This window comes from Aquirufa nivalisilvae, from assembly GCF_004307455.1.
Classification (GTDB): domain Bacteria; phylum Bacteroidota; class Bacteroidia; order Cytophagales; family Spirosomataceae; genus Aquirufa; species Aquirufa nivalisilvae.
In genome coordinates this window covers 32,489-47,681 of record NZ_SEWX01000001.1, presented here as the reverse complement: position 1 = coordinate 47,681, position 15,193 = coordinate 32,489, and the positions used below count along the sequence as shown (strand labels likewise).

The window sequence follows — 15,193 nt, the reverse complement described above, 5'->3', positions numbered from 1 at the left end:
ATTTACTATAATATTTAATGCTAGATTTATTAAGTGGTTATTTTTTTAATCTTGAATAGAATTGTAAATCAATTGGTAAATTTGAAAACTGTTAATCAATTTATTAGTTATTAAGGTTGTGTAAATGAAAGAGGATCTTGATCAATCTGTTTTAAAGTATCGGTTTGCCAATGGCAGAACTGAAAAAAGAAATTTTAAAAAAATGAAGTCTTTTTCTATTCCTTCTTTATTTAAAAGTGAATTGATTAGTCGAGTCAAGGAAGTTCGCCGCTTGGGAGATAAGCTCAAAAAGGACTTTAAGCCTTCTGTTTTTGATTTTGGCCCGGTAGAAATACTACTATCTCGTCATTTTGGCTTTTGCTATGGCGTTGAAAATGCGGTTGAAACTGCCTATAAAATCATTGAAGATAATCCACAAAAGCGGATATTTCTTCTTTCTGAAATGATTCATAATCCAGCTGTTAATGCCGATTTGTTGGAATTAGGTGTTAGGTTTATTCAAGATACCTATGGAAATCAGTTGGTGGCATGGGAGACTTTAACCAAAGATGATATTGTCATCATCCCAGCCTTTGGCACAACCTTAGAAATTCATGCTATTTTGGATGAAATAGGCATAGATTTATATGCGTATGATACCACTTGTCCATTTGTGGAAAAAGTTTGGAATCGAGCGAATCAAATTGGGCAGAATAAATACACAGTAGTAGTTCATGGAAAACCAAGTCATGAGGAAACTAAAGCTACTTTTTCTCATTCTCAGGTAGTTACCCCTACGCTCATTGTGAAAGATTTGGATCAAGCTAAACAATTAGCCTATTATATCCGTAAGGAAAAGTCTTCACAAGAGTTTTATGAAGAATTTGAAGGTCAATATTCAAAAGGCTTTGATCCTGAAAAGGATTTGCAGAGAATAGGCGTGGTTAATCAAACCACCATGCTGGCGATAGATACCCAAGAAATTGTGGAGTATTTGAAAGCTGAAATTGTCCAATTTTATCAGTTGGAGTCCCATCAAATAACGTCTCATTTTGCAGATACCCGGGATACCCTGTGTTATGCCACCAATGATAACCAGAGTGCTACGTATGGTTTAATAGCTGAGGAGGCAGATTTTGCCATTATTGCTGGGGGATATAATTCCTCTAATACTTCGCATTTGGTAGATTTATGTCATGAAAAATTACCTTCCTACTTTATTAAGTCTGCCGAAAAATTGATTTCTGAACACGAAATTCTTCATTTTGATAATAAAAAGAAAGAGGAAGTTTTCATTCAAAACTTTATTCCCCAAAAGCCTAAAGTACGGGTTTTACTGACCTGTGGAGCGTCTTGTCCAGATGCCGTAATTGAAGAAATTCTCCGAAAACTGGTTTCTTTTTTCCCTGATGCGAAGAACGTTGACCAGGTTGTGGAAAACTGGTCGCTAGAACAGGCTTAATTCAAATAAGAATCTAGGATTTTATTTACTGCTGGAAGATAACCCTCCCCAAATAGGTTTACGTGTACCATCAAAGGGTATAGATTGTAAAGTGGAATCCGCTCATGAAATCCTTTCAATATTGGGAATGATTCATGGTATGCTTCATAAAATTCTTTTTCAAATCCACCAAACATCGTAGTGAAGGCAATTTCAGCCTCTCTTAAACCATAATAGCAAGAAGGATCAACCAAACTCACTAAACCATGTTGGTTCACCATGGCATTCCCTGACCATAAGTCTCCATGCAATAATGCAGATTGTTCATTGGGAATGATGGAAGGAATTTTGTCGTACAGTTTTTCAAATGCCTCATTTGTTGCCCCATCAATTTTTCTATGGTAAGAGGCTGTGTCTACTTGAAATTTCAAACGGTTTTGAATGAAAAATGATACGCCATTTTTGTCCCAATGGTTCACTTGTTTGGCCGCACCTATGAAATTGTCATAGCCTAACCCATGTCCTTGATGCGCATTGTTTTGATGCAATAGAGCCAATTTAATTCCAAAGTCACTCCAATAATTTTCTTTTTTTTCTGCCGTTGGAATACATTCCATGACGAGGTATTCTTTTTCATCCATTTGTCCCACACCTAATACTTGTGGAACAGGAATAGTACCTGTCGAGGCAATTAAACCTAAATTTTTGGCTTCTGCTTGGAATAATCCCTGGTGATCACCTTGATTCCATTTGATGAAATATTCACCTTGTGCAACTTTGACACGAACAGCCAGATTAAAATTACCTCCATAGAAAAATTGAAAATCTTCAATCGTCCCAATTTCTCCTAAATTTTGACGGAGAATACTTTCTATAAATTGATACTGTTCTTGTGATTGTTGCGACATGCTGGACTCAATATTCTTCAAAAATACCAAAATTGAAACTCATGGGCAATTTTATTTTGCCGCATCATGAATGGGATGCGTATGAAAATTCGTATTTTCAAGTTCTGACTAGTTCTGATTAGAAAAACCTGTGTACAATCCGCTTCAAAACCAATTACGAAACTATCATAGACAACTTTCTCGAAAGGAGTTGTGGAGAGCATTGTTACATGCTGCGATCTGGGTTTTAAGTTTGGCATTTTTCTTGATTTTACTTGAATACTTGGCCTGGTTTTCTTCTACTATTCGAGGAGTGTTTTTAGCCACTTTCTTTGTGGGCTCAACGGGGATTCTTCTATTTTTTGTTCGAAAACCTTGCTGGGATTTATTCCGTTCTTTGGATCAAGCGGATTACTATCGACTAGCCATCAGTTTAGGTCACTACTTACCTAAGGAACATGCTGATGCATTGATTAATGTGCTGCAGCTGCAAAACCAAGCACCCGAACATTCCTTGGAGTTGTGGCAGGCTGCCATTGAAGAGAAGCAAGCCTTTTTGAAACAATATCACTGGGAAGAATTTATTCAATTATCGGAATTGAAGAAATCATTTTTCTTGTTTTTAGGCCTTTTTGCTGTATTGGGAATAGGACAAATCACCTTCCCCAATTTGTTTAGGAAACCAAGTTTACGAATTTGGAATTACTCATTTCATTACCCTAAAGAATTGCCTTTTGATTTTGTTGTAGTTAATCAACCTTTTCAAGCTGTAGCAGGAGAAAACACAGAATTTCTAGTGGAATTAAGGGGTAAAAATTTACCCAGTGAAATGTTTTTGCATTGGGATGGAGAACGAATTTCATTAAACCCGACTGAAAAAGTACATCAGTTCCGAGGAGTTATTCCACCCGTTCAAGTTGAAAAATGGATGCAGTTTGAAGCAGGAGGGTATTTTTCAGAGCCTCAGCTTTTGCCTTTAGTTCATCGGCCTGGTTTAAAAGAAATGACGATTCATTTGATCTATCCAAGCTATTTGAAAAAGACGAATGAAACCATCCATCAGGCAATACCTTTAAAAATCCCAGAAGGGACCATTGTTCGTTGGGATATGACCTCTGAAAGCGCACAGCAATTAGGGATTCAATTTCAGAATAAATCAACGGTTGACTGGGCGAGCCCTAATTTATTAAAAACGAATTATCAATTAACTCGGACGATTAGTCAAAGCACGAGCTATCAAGTGGTAGCTCAAAATGCGCAGATGCCTGTACAAAAAAGTGTTATGCAACCTATTGAGGTGATTTTAGATCAAAAGCCCAATTTGCAGACTCAATGGTTAGAGGATACACTTTATTATCGTTTTCGTGTGCTGAATGCTTTGATTGAGGATGATTATGCTTTGGGTCAAATGCGTTTAGGATATCAAATTAAACGAAAAAATGCAGCAGGTTTCTCCACGAAAAAAACGCAATGGATCCCTATTCAAACGGGAGCTAAGCGATTTGAGGTGGAATATATATGGCGATTAGACTCCTTGGCTTTGCAGCCAGGAGATCAAGTACATTATCGAGTAGAAGTATCAGATCAAGATGGGTTACATGGGCCCAAGTGGACTCAAACAAGCATGCAGATATGGGAGTTTCCTGAGTTAAAACGCTTAGAGCAAAAAATGGATCAACAGGCTGATCAAGCAGAGAAGCAAGTGTTGAATTCCTTGCAAAAGGCACAAAATATGAAGCAAGAAATCAATGAATTAACCAAGCGTGTACAATTGGGAAAGGAAGTTGATTTGAAAGCACTACAAGAAGTTTTAGACAAAGAAACAGCCTTGAAAAAGACCATTGATGAGCTGAAAAAGATGCAAGAACAGTGGATGGGTCAGCAAATGAGTTTCCAGCAAGTGGATCCTACTTGGATGAAAAAGATGGAAAACTTACAGAAAATGATTTCTCAACTGTGGGATCCTGATATGGAAAAGCGCAGAGATGCCTTGTTGAAGAATTGGGAAAAAGAGTCGGCAACCCTATGGCAAAAACATTTGGATCAAATGCGAAACCAAGGGAAGAATATGGAGCGGGAATTAGAAAGATTGCAGCAGTTTTATCAGGAATTGAAAGTAGAAAAAATGCTGGATGAATCCATTTCACGTTGGAAGGGATTAGCCAAAAAGCAGGAGGAATTAAGTGAAAAGAACAACGGGAAAAATGAACAAGATTTAGCGAAACAACAAGAAGCCTTAAATAAAGAGGTGGAAGAAGAAAGGAAAAAGTTGGATGAAATTGCTCAAGAAAAAAAGGAGATCCCAGGTGAGCAGGATTTAGATAAGGAAGAGAAATTGCAGGAGGAGATGGAGGAAAATTTAGATAATGCAAAAGAAAATTTGGACAATAAGCAATCTAAACAAGCAGAAACGAATCAGAAGAAAGCTGCCGAAAAAATGAAAAAGTTGGCCAAAAAATTGGAGGAGCAACAAGAGCAGCAAGAATCCATGGAAGTGGCCTTGAATTTAGCTCAACTTCGCTTGTTGATGGAGGATTTGTTGCAACTATCCTTTGATCAAGAACGGATCATGAAAGCTTATAAAAAGATTCCAGCTGGGGACGTGGCAGTAAGACAAATAGCTCAGGAGCAAAATAAGCTAGGAGAGATGGCCATTATTTTAGAAGATAGTCTGATTTCTTTAGGTAAAAAATTGATGCCTTTGTCACAAACCATCACGAAAGAAACGGCCAACATGAAACAAAGGATGCAGGAAGCATCTCGCATGATGAAAGAGCGTAAGTGGGATATTGTACCTGTAAGGCAGCAAGAAGCCATGGCAGCGACTAATCAGTTGGCTGTTTTGCTATCGGACTTATTAAGGCAAGTTCAAGACCAAGCAGCTCAAGCTAAATCAGGTAAAAAAGGTAAGTCGAAAGGAAATTCAAAAGGTAATTGGGGGCAAAGGCAACAGCAATTAAATCAGAAAGCGAGGAAAATGGGTTCTCAGCCCATGATGATTACCAATGAGGAATTGATTAAAATGGCGGAGGAACAGGCTCAGATTCGTCAGGAAATGGAACAAAAATTGAATGAATTGCAAGGTCAGCCAGGAAATCAAGGTTTACAAAAATCGCTGTCAGACTTAATCAAAGATATGGATAAAAACGAGTCGGATTTGGTGAATAAACGCTTGAATAATTCCATGCAGCAAAGACAAGATCAAATGCTTCCACGATTGATGGAAGCAGAAAAGGCGTTAAAAGAACAAGGTGAAGACCCGAAAAGGGAATCTAAAACAGCTTTGCAAAAATGGAAAGAAAACCCTCCTCCCAACTTGGTTCCTTTCCTTAAAAGACAAAAAGAGAATCGTGATTTATTCCAAAATGTACCTGTGGAGCTATTGCCATATTATCAGCAAAAAGTGATGCAGTACATGGAGAAGATTAAGCAAAAATTGAAGTGATTTTTTCCTAACGCTGTCAAGGTTCCAAACCTTGACAGCGTTGTCAAAACGAATGAGATTTTATACTTATTGTCCAATAAGTTGATATTCAAAATGCGTGTAAATAACAGGAAGAATTTATGATTTCTTCTTAAAAAGAGGTACTGTGCTGCAGGGTTCGCCAAAGAACAAACTCTTGACTAATGGTTGAAGTTTATGAGCAATTTGGACATAGGCATCAGTAGGAACAGTCTCTTTAGAACATCCTTTTATCACGACTCTTGCACCTGCTAAATCTTGAGTATTCAACTCATCAATACATTGTTTGAACAGAATTTTTTCTAAATCTTCTAAGGTTCCAAATGCAATTGTTTTAGCATATGGACTAAGATGTATACTTAAAAGCATAAATGCCCAAGTGGGTATAATGGCATCATTACTACACCCTACGGCGACATGTTTATCTTGATAGCTAGCCCAGTCATGTTCAGCTAGGAAAATACGAAAGTCTTTTTCTTTCAAAACCAATTCCATGAATAACTGAGGCTTAATGTCGAGAAAAATTCTTTCACCAGGAACACGCATTTCTTCCAAGTCCAATTGAATTAAACCACTTTGTTTTACTCGATTGACGATTTCTTCTTCCATTACAATGCTTTATTTTTTGGCTGGGTCCCCATGAATTCTTTCAAATAATCGGGTTCTAAGCTAACCAAATCTTGGAAGTTTTTGTTCAAATATTCTAGATAAGCTAAAGCTCCCATATATTGTGCTTCTGGAAATAAAGGTTCTTTAACAAATTGAATATTAGGATGTTGGCAGGTGTTTTGCCATTTTTCAGCTCCATTGCCAAAGGCCATTAAAGTTATGCCTTGTATTTCAGCAAATGAATTTTCATCTAAAATGACGGCTTTAGAGGCTTGTACCTCTTTCAAATCTTCTAATTCATAACAGGCTGCATAAACTTCCATTCTTCTTGCATCAAGCATGGGAAGTAAACGAACGGGAGATTGTACTTGTTGATTCTGACGGAAACCTTGTGCTAGTATTTTTAAAGTAGGTAATGCTATTAAAGGAATGTCCAATCCAAAACATAATCCTTTTGCCGTGGCTAAGCCAATTCTTAAACCTGTGTAAGATCCCGGTCCCATGGATACAGCAATTGCCTCAACTTGGGATAAATTCTTTCCATTTTCTTGTAATAGCGTATCAATTAAAACGGTGACTTGTTTCGAATGTCCACCTTCTTCTACAATTAATTTTTGAGCAATTAACTCTCCGTTTTGATGTATTGCCACGGAGCAAGTTGGCGTAGATGTTTCTATACTAAGAATCAAATTCATGTTATTTTCCTGCCAATATCGATTGAAAACGATTATTCTGTTCAAATAATTTTAAAGCCTCCCTAATGGATGGGTCTTTTGAAAATGACCACTCATTCATCCCTTTTTGGAGGTAATAATGTTGGACAATCTCTTGTTCTAACAACGTACTGATATCTGACTGATAGGCCGATAATTCCCGGTCAATATTTGAAGCCCATTCTTTTCTGAAATTTTGCAAGGAGGGCTCCATGTTGGCATAGGATTTGTCTTTTTTGGCCAATTCACTGATGATATGGAATTGTTTTTCAATTTGACTTTCAAACTTGAAATTTTGCTTTTTCAACCAAGTACAAAAGGCTTGATATTCCGTCGTATTTAAACTAAAATCCTTGGCAGGAGGAATATTGGGATGGTTGCTGCGGAAATAACAAGCATATAAGAAGATCATATGTTGCTTTTGTAGGGCAATCGTAAATGAAGAAGTAGTAAGTTTATCCACCGTAATATCAGGAGTTATTCCACCTCCATCTACAACTTTACGGTGATTTTTAGTATAAAATGTCTTACTATTTGAATCTTTTAAGGCCACAGCACTACCATCTGGATTTCTATGTTGATAATCGATGGCTTGAATACAACGGCCACTTGGAATATAATATTTTGCCGTAGTGATCTTCATTTTTGTTCGAAAAGGTAAATCTCTGGTAACTTGAACGAGGCCTTTTCCAAAGCTTTTTTGACCAATTAATACGGCTCGGTCATAATCCTGCATGACACCTGCCACGATTTCGGAAGCAGAAGCAGAATGATTATTAATCAATATGATTAAAGGCAATTCAGGCTCCATGCTGGGGTTTAGGGCATTATAGGTCTTGTTCCATTCTTCCACTTTTCCGCGAGTTGAAACTACTTCTGAGTCTTTGGGGAGGAATAAATTACAAATATCCACGGCCTGAGTTAAAAGTCCACCCGGGTTCTCTCTCAAGTCCAAAATCAACTTTTTCATTCCCGCTTGCTTCAAACTCTGTAAGGCATTTTTTAATTCTTTGGCAGCGGATGCATTAAAATCCTCTAATAAAATATAACCTACACCAGGTTGAATGATCCCAGAATAAACTACATTTTTGATTTGAACAGTTTCTCGATTTATACTAATTTCTTGTGGAGTTGTTTGTCCATTTTTAATCACTTTAACCAAAATTTTAGTACCGGCTTGACCACGTAAAAGTTTGGAAGGATCTGCTTCAGGTTTATCAGAAAGTGCGATACCGTTGACAGATAAGATTTGATCACCAATGCCCAATCCTACTTTTAATGCAGGACTATTTTCTTCAATGAATGAAATGCGGTAGGTATCATTGATTTCTGCAAGAATGATACCAATTCCTTGATATTTCCCAGTTGTCATTGTTAAGAAATCCTCCAACTCATCTTCAGGATAAAAGACGGTATATGGATCAAAACTTTTTAATAAAGCATCGATGGAAGTCTTTACCGCCTGATTGGGGTTAACTTCATCTACATAAAATTTATTCAATTCCTTGAAAACAGAGGCATAGATATCCAGGTTCTTGGCAATCTCAAAGAAACGATCTCCTGGGGAGCTAAATGCTAAGATGCATATGATACTGATTCCTGAAAGGGAGGCGATGAGCCAATTTTTGATGGACTTAGGAGATTTCTGTGGCATCTTTTTTGGTATTGCTAAATTCGTGCAAGACTTGCTGCATTTTTTTATTGATCCGATCAAATGGCTCAATCGTAGAAGCAATATAAACAAAAGCCAGAAAATCTGGTAATTTCTCTTTGCCTTCTCCTAGGTGAAAGGTTTTGTTCAAACGGTAAGCTTCTCGGATTCTTCTTTTGATGAGATTCCGATCTACGGCTTTTTTGAACTTGCGCTTTGGGACGGAAATAAGAATTTGTGGAAATTCTAATGGCTGAGGGCCAAATTGATATAAAACTCGAAAAGGATAGACAAACCGTTGTGCTACGATTTGACTATCCTTTTGGAATAGTGAATCTATGATTTTGACTTGCGTAAGTCGCTCGGATTTTTGAAAAGTAAACTTCACAGCATGAAACTTGTTGTACAACTAAGCTAACCTGAAATCTTCTTTCCTAAGATCTAAGGCTTATTTTCCTCTCTTTTCGTCAGAAACTGAAAGTTTGTGACGACCTTTAGCGCGACGTGCTGTTAACACACGACGACCATTAGCTGTAGACATACGCTCACGGAATCCGTGCTTATTTTTTCTTTTTTTAACCGAAGGTTGAAAAGTTCTTTTCATTTCTTTAACATTTAAATATTCGAAACTGATTCGAATTGGGTTTGCAAAGGTACAAAAAAAATATTTTTAACAAAGCATTCGGTTTAAAAAAATAGAAAGAGTTTTTGGGAAGGGGTTGAATAGCAACCTAGAGTATTTAATTACTGATGAAATATAATATTCATTTGAAATATGGCCCTTCTTTTTCTATCCAGATATTCGAGTATCAGATAACTCATAAAATGAGTAAGTAGTTAAATAAATTACCAAAATTTGGTAACTTCGAATCGGTTAAATCAATTTATCATGGGAAGAAATACATCCGTATCACTAGGAATTCATTTTGAAAATTTTATTCAAAGTTCGGTAAATGATGGTCGTTATTCTAATGCAAGTGAGGTAATTAGAGCAGGTCTACGACTTCTAGAAGATGAGGAAAGTAAGGTTATTGCATTAAGGCAAGCTGTTAATGATGGAATAGCAAGTGGTCGTTCAGTCAATTTTGACCCTCAAAAACATTTGCAAACACTCAAAGCTGGGAAGAAATCAAATGGCTAAGTATTGCTTTACGAATAAGGCAGTAGAAGACTTGTCTTCCATTTGGACTTATACAGTTAAAATCTGGTCGGAAAACCAAGCTGATTCTTATTATCAATCACTATTATCTTCATGTCATGAATTAGCAATTAATCCAAATCTGGGAAGAAATTATGAAATGTTAGGTAGGGGTATTTGGGGATATAAATCTGGCGAACATTTGATTTTGTACTCGAAAATATCTCAAAATGAAATTGAAGTAATTAGAATTCTTCATGGAATGATGGATCTAAAAAGTAATTTTTAGTGTCAGAAAATGTACTTTCCCACTAATATAATAAGATAAGTAAGCTGCTAATTTGCTATTGAATAAGTTTTGCTTTTTAGTTAGATTCGATGAGCTGAAAAATTGTTGACTTTTTCAGTGTATTAAATGATATCAAATTACTTCTCTCATTTGAAAGGAAAAAATACAATATAATGGTGAATACACCTGATAACATAGAAGAAATTATTTCATCTCTGAATAACTTACCAGAAGACGATTTCTTAGGTTATTCCCCCAATGATATGAAGTATTTACTTTATGATGCATTAGGGAAGGATTCGCCTGTCCAATTTCTTGATATAATAGATGATAGCTCGCTAGATAAAATGCCACTTTTCCGAATTGTGGAAGCATATTTAAAAATCATTCAACGGGAAAAACAAATTAAATTAACACCATTGGGAGCCTTGCCACGGAAGGTGATTACTGAGCTATATGATTTACGATTTTTACTTGACGATTTTATTGAAATAGGTTTATATAAGTTGTGGCGAGAGGAAGATTGTATTTCCATAAGAAGTGCAAGGCTAACGGCAGAATTGGCGGGGTTAGTTAAGAAAACGAACGGAATATTGTCTCTGAAAAAAGCGACAATTAAATTATTAGAGACCAATAATCGGCAACAATTGTTTCAAAAGTTTTTTAATGCTTTTGTCCATAAGTTCCCATGGAGCTTTAATGATGCTTACCCAGAAGTGCCTGTTGGACAATTTGGTTGGGGATTTTCAGTTATTTTACTTGATAGGCTTGGCAATAAAGTTCAAACAAGTAATTTTTATGCAGATCTTTATGGTAAAGCTTTTCCGAACCTCTATACTTTTTTTCAAGATGATTATTCCACTGAAAATCGACAGTTTAATCATTGTTATTCCATTAGAACATTTAATCGTTTTTTACTTTGGTTTGGATTTATAACTATAAAGAAAAAAGATATAATCAACACAGACAATGAACCAATCGAAAGTACACACATTTTATCCAGTATTTTTAAAATTACAAGGTAAGAATATGCAATATGCCTTTGTTAATTTTCTGCGGATTGCCAAATTGCTCTAAATCAGCTTAAAATCAATAATCCGACGAATGTTCCAATTATTTAATTAATTCATGGTAATGGCTTGGATGAATTCCCATTATTCTCTCATCAGAATTCAATAATTCCCAATTTCTTCCGACAATCTCTATCTTTGTGGAATCTATGAATTCACCCAAGGTTTCCATCATTACCGTTTGTTATCAGTCTGCGGCTACGCTCCGACAAACCATCGAGAGTGTATTAGCTCAAGATTATCCTAATCTAGAATATTGGGTCATTGATGGCGGTTCTAAAGATGACAGCCTTGCCATTTTAAAGGAATATGAAGGTAGAATTCATTACATATCGGAAAAAGATCAAGGAATTTACGATGCCATGAATAAAGGATTGGCTCGTGTGACAGGAGATATCATTGGGATGATTGGTGCAGATGATTTTTATCCAGCAAACGATGTTATTTCCTCTGTAGTTACTTGTTTTCAAAAAAATGGTACGGATACAGTATATGGTGATATACAGTTCATCGATCCAATCAGCGGAGCATTAGTTCGGTTTTGGTCGGCCGGAGAATACCAACGCAACAATTGGTTGTGGGGTTGGATGCCTCCTCATTTGTCCTTTTATGCCAAAAAATCGGTCTATGATGAAATTGGGCCTTTTCGGACCGACTTTACTTGTGCCGGGGATTATGATTGGATGTTGAGAGCTTTATATAAAGCCAAAAAATCGGCCGCATATTTGCCTAAAACACTAATGACAATGCGCAATGGAGGTACCAGTACCGCCTCATGGAAACATCGATTGGTGGCTAATCGAGAAGATCGACAAGCTTGGAAAGATAATGGACTTCAACCATACTTTTTTACTTTATTCCTAAAGCCCGTTCGCAAAATTTTTCAATTGTTCAATTCAGAGAAAAAAGCAGGAAATCAATTGTAAATGGTGAATGGTAAATTGTAAATATTTTGAAGCTAAATATTACCTCCGTTTATCATTTATCATTCACCATTTACAATTAAAAAAGGTCTCTGCATTGCTACAAAGACCTTCTTTTGGTGGAACTCGAAATCATTAAACTTTGATTTCAACATCAACTCCTGATGGTAATTCCAATTTCATCAACGCGTCCACAGTCTTAGCTGAAGAAGAGAAAATGTCAATTAAACGCTTGTAAGTGCATAATTGGAATTGCTCACGTGCTTTTTTGTTCACGTGTGGTGAACGCAAAACAGTGAATTTCTCAACTTTAGTAGGAAGTGGGATAGGGCCAGAAACAACTGCTCCTGTAGCTTTAACCGCCTTAACGATTTTCTCAGCTGACTTGTCAACCAATGAATGGTCGAAAGATTTCAACTTGATGCGAATTTTTTGATTCATATTGTTTGGTTCATTAAGTGAATAGGAAGCGAAAGAACCATTTACTCCGTTCCCCATAATATTCAACGCAAAGGTAAGTCAAATTTTTAAACTAGCAAAGAGGTGAGAGAATGTAAAATGTAGAATGAAGAATGTAGAATGAAGCATGAATTTTGGAACTATTTAAATTCTACATTTTACATTCTACATTGACTAAAACTTCTGCCTATTTACTGCCTTTTCTTTAGCCTGTGCAAAAGAGGAAGCTTGGGTTTGGAATAGAGTAGGATCTAATTTTTTTAGACGATTAATTGCGTCTTCTGCGTAGCTTATTTCTCCTTGTTGGAATGCCTCCAATATATATATAGGGTAAAACTCAGCTAATTCTTCATTCCATTGTACGGCTGCTAAACTTGCTTGATAGGCTTCTTGGTGCTTATTTGCTTGATGTAAAATGGGAAGGGCTTGTTGTAGAATGCCTACACTAAATGGATAGGATTGAATAGCTGCTCTAGCTTGTGCCAGGTTTTCCAATTGAACTTTTGCTTTCACTGCCAGTAATTGCTGTTTCCAATGTTGTAATAGGAGGCGGTAAACTTGTGCCTTTGATTCATTTTCCTTTTGAATAAGCAAATCCAATTTATTTAACGCCCTCAAAGGTTGCTGGTGATAAAAATCTTGCCAAGCATCTAGGAAGGTTATTTCAGGGAATTTCTGTAACCAATTCGGGTCTTTTAGCCATGTTTGAATGGGATAAATGATCGACTGCCCCTTGAAATAAAGACTACTATTGTAGAGTAAAGCAAAATCTCTTACATCGAGTTGAACATCAAATGCTTCATGTGTGAAGTTCTCTGGTAATGCTTGTTTATTTTGCCACACTTTGGCTAATATATTGCTCTTCACGGCTCGATCTGGACTTGAACTCCAGCTTTTGACCTCTTCCATGTTTACTAGCTTACTGCCATGACGAACATCGAAATACAGTAGATTTGCCCAAGCAATTGTGCTTTGAGGTGCTAATTCCTTGGCAAGTACTAAGTAGTAAGCAGCTGAATCAATTTGTTTGATTTGTTCATATACCCTACTTAATTGAGTGGCGATTTGAGGACTTTCTGGAAATAGCTGATGTGCTTTCTTAAGAGTAAATAAAGATTCAAACCATTGGTTTTCATTGCCATATATATTAGCAAGCGCCACAAAGTTTTTCTCCTCTGGATGTTTAATTTGACTGGTTTGTAAATAATAGGCTTGTTTCTCAACATCACCAACTTCCTGCGACATTCTAGCCAAACTCAAATTGCTTTTTTGATTTAATTTGCTGTGAATCATGGCATTTTTATAAGCCAATTCCTCCATAAATCGATCTCCAGCAAAATGTTCTATATCGCCTTGCTCATTATAATAAGCAGCCACAATTTGGTGCCATGCAGTGGCTTGTCGAGCAAAGACCCAAGAAACACAAAGTATAAAAATTCCAATTTGAATGAGGTAAATTGGAACAAAATGAGCCTTGTGGACAACTTTAAAAATGGCCAAGTTTTCCTGAATGGGTTCTTTGAAGTTAGTCCAAAGAAATAATGGAAAAAGTAATACCATGGCAAGGTGAGTCATGATAGTCCAACTTTCTATGGCATGTATGCCTACTTCATTGTTATTCCATACAAAAGGGATTAGTACAGAATGGCTAAGTAAGAATAAGGCTCTCAATAGTTTTTGCTGGGATTTGTCTTTAAAACGAAGACTTTGAAACATTCCAAGAGCAACACTGATTTCAAAGACAATAAATGCTGGGATAAACAAAGTAGAAGACCAAAAGTTCCACAGGTTTCCCGAACTCAAAATAAGGTTTACCCCATAAAATAGGATGAATCCAAAGAACTTTTTTTGGCTGGACGCCTTGTCGGGGCTATGTGAAATTTCTAAAAGGAAGGTAGGGATTGAAGAGCTACATATAATAGTTAGTATTCCTGTGGATAAGCAGGCTAGTAATACCCAAGGACCATGTAAAAAGTTAAACCATTCATTCAGGGTCAAATCTATATTTCTCCAAACTAGGATCCCACACCAAAGTAAAAGTCCCAATGTGATTTGTCGCTTGGAGATTTTAGCCCAAACCTGGATGAATTGTCCAAGCATGATCAATCCTGCAAGCCCGAAAATAGATCCAACCATAATTGGCCATAAATCAGGTGCTATTGATTGAACATAGTAATGTTGACGAATTAGGAAAATGGAGGATTGAATTTGATTTTGGGATTCTGGGAATAGGGCGACAGTCTGAGGGATTAACTCACTGACTTCTTTCCAGGTCAAGCCCTCTATTCCGCCCCAAACGTATATTCCAAGGCAAATGGTGCCAAGCAAGGAAGAAATGATAAACCAGATGGTAGGTATTTGATCAGTTCGTTGTTTCATGTTCGGGGAAAAAATAGGCAATGTGTCTATAACGTAAATTTCTGCATAAACTTTAATTCATTCAAAGAAAAGGGCGGATATCGACAAAAAATAGCAAAAAAATACAAACTTCGGTTTTGCTAATTGGAATTTACCGACTAATTTTGCAATCCGAATGTCAATAGCATTCGATTCAATAACAATTCTTAGTTT

14 protein-coding genes are annotated in these 15,193 nt (G+C 36.6%); 6 read left to right on the top strand and 8 right to left on the bottom strand.

What is annotated here, in order from left to right:
- Nucleotides 1-124: 124 nt before the first annotated feature.
- A complete protein-coding gene (locus EWU22_RS00220; RefSeq protein ID WP_130923938.1) occupies nucleotides 125-1,441 on the top strand; it encodes a 4-hydroxy-3-methylbut-2-enyl diphosphate reductase in 1,317 nt (438 codons plus the stop codon).
- On the opposite strand, the gene EWU22_RS00215 is transcribed toward EWU22_RS00220, so the two are convergent.
- Entirely contained in the window at nucleotides 1,438-2,328 is an 891-nt protein-coding gene (locus tag EWU22_RS00215; protein WP_130923937.1) for a fructosamine kinase family protein, read from the bottom strand. The genes EWU22_RS00220 and EWU22_RS00215 overlap by 4 nt on opposite strands.
- A 130-nt stretch (nucleotides 2,329-2,458) precedes the next feature.
- Between EWU22_RS00215 and EWU22_RS00210 the strand changes: the two genes are divergently transcribed.
- Entirely contained in the window at nucleotides 2,459-5,752 is a 3,294-nt protein-coding gene (locus EWU22_RS00210; RefSeq protein ID WP_130923936.1) for a DUF4175 family protein, read from the top strand.
- 117 nt (nucleotides 5,753-5,869) lie between these two features.
- Here EWU22_RS00210 and EWU22_RS00205 read toward each other — a convergent pair whose 3' ends face one another.
- Genes EWU22_RS00205 through rpmH form a run of 5 tightly spaced genes read right to left on the bottom strand, consistent with a single transcriptional unit; the run spans nucleotide 5,870 to nucleotide 9,347 of the window.
- Nucleotides 5,870-6,379, bottom strand: a complete 510-nt coding sequence (locus EWU22_RS00205; RefSeq protein ID WP_130923935.1) for a DUF2480 family protein — start codon at nucleotides 6,377-6,379, stop codon at nucleotides 5,870-5,872.
- Nucleotides 6,379-7,074, bottom strand: a complete 696-nt coding sequence (tsaB, locus tag EWU22_RS00200; RefSeq protein WP_130923934.1) for a tRNA (adenosine(37)-N6)-threonylcarbamoyltransferase complex dimerization subunit type 1 TsaB — start codon at nucleotides 7,072-7,074, stop codon at nucleotides 6,379-6,381. The genes EWU22_RS00205 and tsaB overlap by 1 nt, the downstream gene beginning before the upstream one ends.
- A gap of 1 nt (nucleotide 7,075) precedes the next feature.
- A complete protein-coding gene (locus tag EWU22_RS00195) occupies nucleotides 7,076-8,746 on the bottom strand; it encodes a S41 family peptidase (RefSeq protein ID WP_130923933.1) in 1,671 nt (556 codons plus the stop codon).
- Nucleotides 8,727-9,131, bottom strand: a complete 405-nt coding sequence (gene rnpA, locus EWU22_RS00190; protein ID WP_130923932.1) for a ribonuclease P protein component — start codon at nucleotides 9,129-9,131, stop codon at nucleotides 8,727-8,729. The genes EWU22_RS00195 and rnpA overlap by 20 nt, the downstream gene beginning before the upstream one ends.
- Before the next feature lie 60 nt (nucleotides 9,132-9,191).
- A complete protein-coding gene (gene rpmH, locus EWU22_RS00185) occupies nucleotides 9,192-9,347 on the bottom strand; it encodes a 50S ribosomal protein L34 (RefSeq protein ID WP_109324196.1) in 156 nt (51 codons plus the stop codon).
- A gap of 285 nt (nucleotides 9,348-9,632) precedes the next feature.
- Here rpmH and EWU22_RS00180 point away from each other — a divergent pair, with 285 nt between their 5' ends.
- The 4 genes from EWU22_RS00180 to EWU22_RS00165 all read left to right on the top strand — a co-directional run bounded on the left by EWU22_RS00180 (nucleotide 9,633) and on the right by EWU22_RS00165 (nucleotide 12,166).
- Nucleotides 9,633-9,884, top strand: coding sequence for a type II toxin-antitoxin system ParD family antitoxin (locus EWU22_RS00180; RefSeq protein ID WP_130923931.1), 252 nt, complete (start codon nucleotides 9,633-9,635; stop codon nucleotides 9,882-9,884).
- Nucleotides 9,877-10,170, top strand: coding sequence for a type II toxin-antitoxin system RelE/ParE family toxin (locus EWU22_RS00175; protein WP_130923930.1), 294 nt, complete (start codon nucleotides 9,877-9,879; stop codon nucleotides 10,168-10,170). Before EWU22_RS00180 ends, EWU22_RS00175 begins: the two co-directional genes overlap by 8 nt.
- Before the next feature lie 173 nt (nucleotides 10,171-10,343).
- Nucleotides 10,344-11,195: a hypothetical protein gene (locus tag EWU22_RS00170; RefSeq protein ID WP_130923929.1), complete on the top strand. Its 852-nt coding sequence runs from the start codon at nucleotides 10,344-10,346 to the stop codon at nucleotides 11,193-11,195.
- Nucleotides 11,196-11,389: 194 nt separating this feature from the next.
- Complete coding sequence (locus tag EWU22_RS00165; RefSeq protein WP_130923928.1) at nucleotides 11,390-12,166, top strand: glycosyltransferase family 2 protein; 777 nt, start codon at nucleotides 11,390-11,392, stop codon at nucleotides 12,164-12,166.
- A 132-nt stretch (nucleotides 12,167-12,298) separates the two neighbouring features.
- Here the strand turns inward: EWU22_RS00165 and rpsJ are convergent, their stop codons facing one another.
- Both rpsJ and EWU22_RS00155 read right to left on the bottom strand, forming a co-directional pair.
- Nucleotides 12,299-12,604 (bottom strand): 30S ribosomal protein S10, encoded by a 306-nt coding sequence (gene rpsJ / locus EWU22_RS00160; protein ID WP_109325433.1) that lies wholly within the window; start codon nucleotides 12,602-12,604, stop codon nucleotides 12,299-12,301.
- Nucleotides 12,605-12,796: 192 nt separating this feature from the next.
- Complete coding sequence (locus EWU22_RS00155) at nucleotides 12,797-15,001, bottom strand: tetratricopeptide repeat protein (protein WP_130923927.1); 2,205 nt, start codon at nucleotides 14,999-15,001, stop codon at nucleotides 12,797-12,799.
- Nucleotides 15,002-15,193 lie beyond the last annotated feature (192 nt).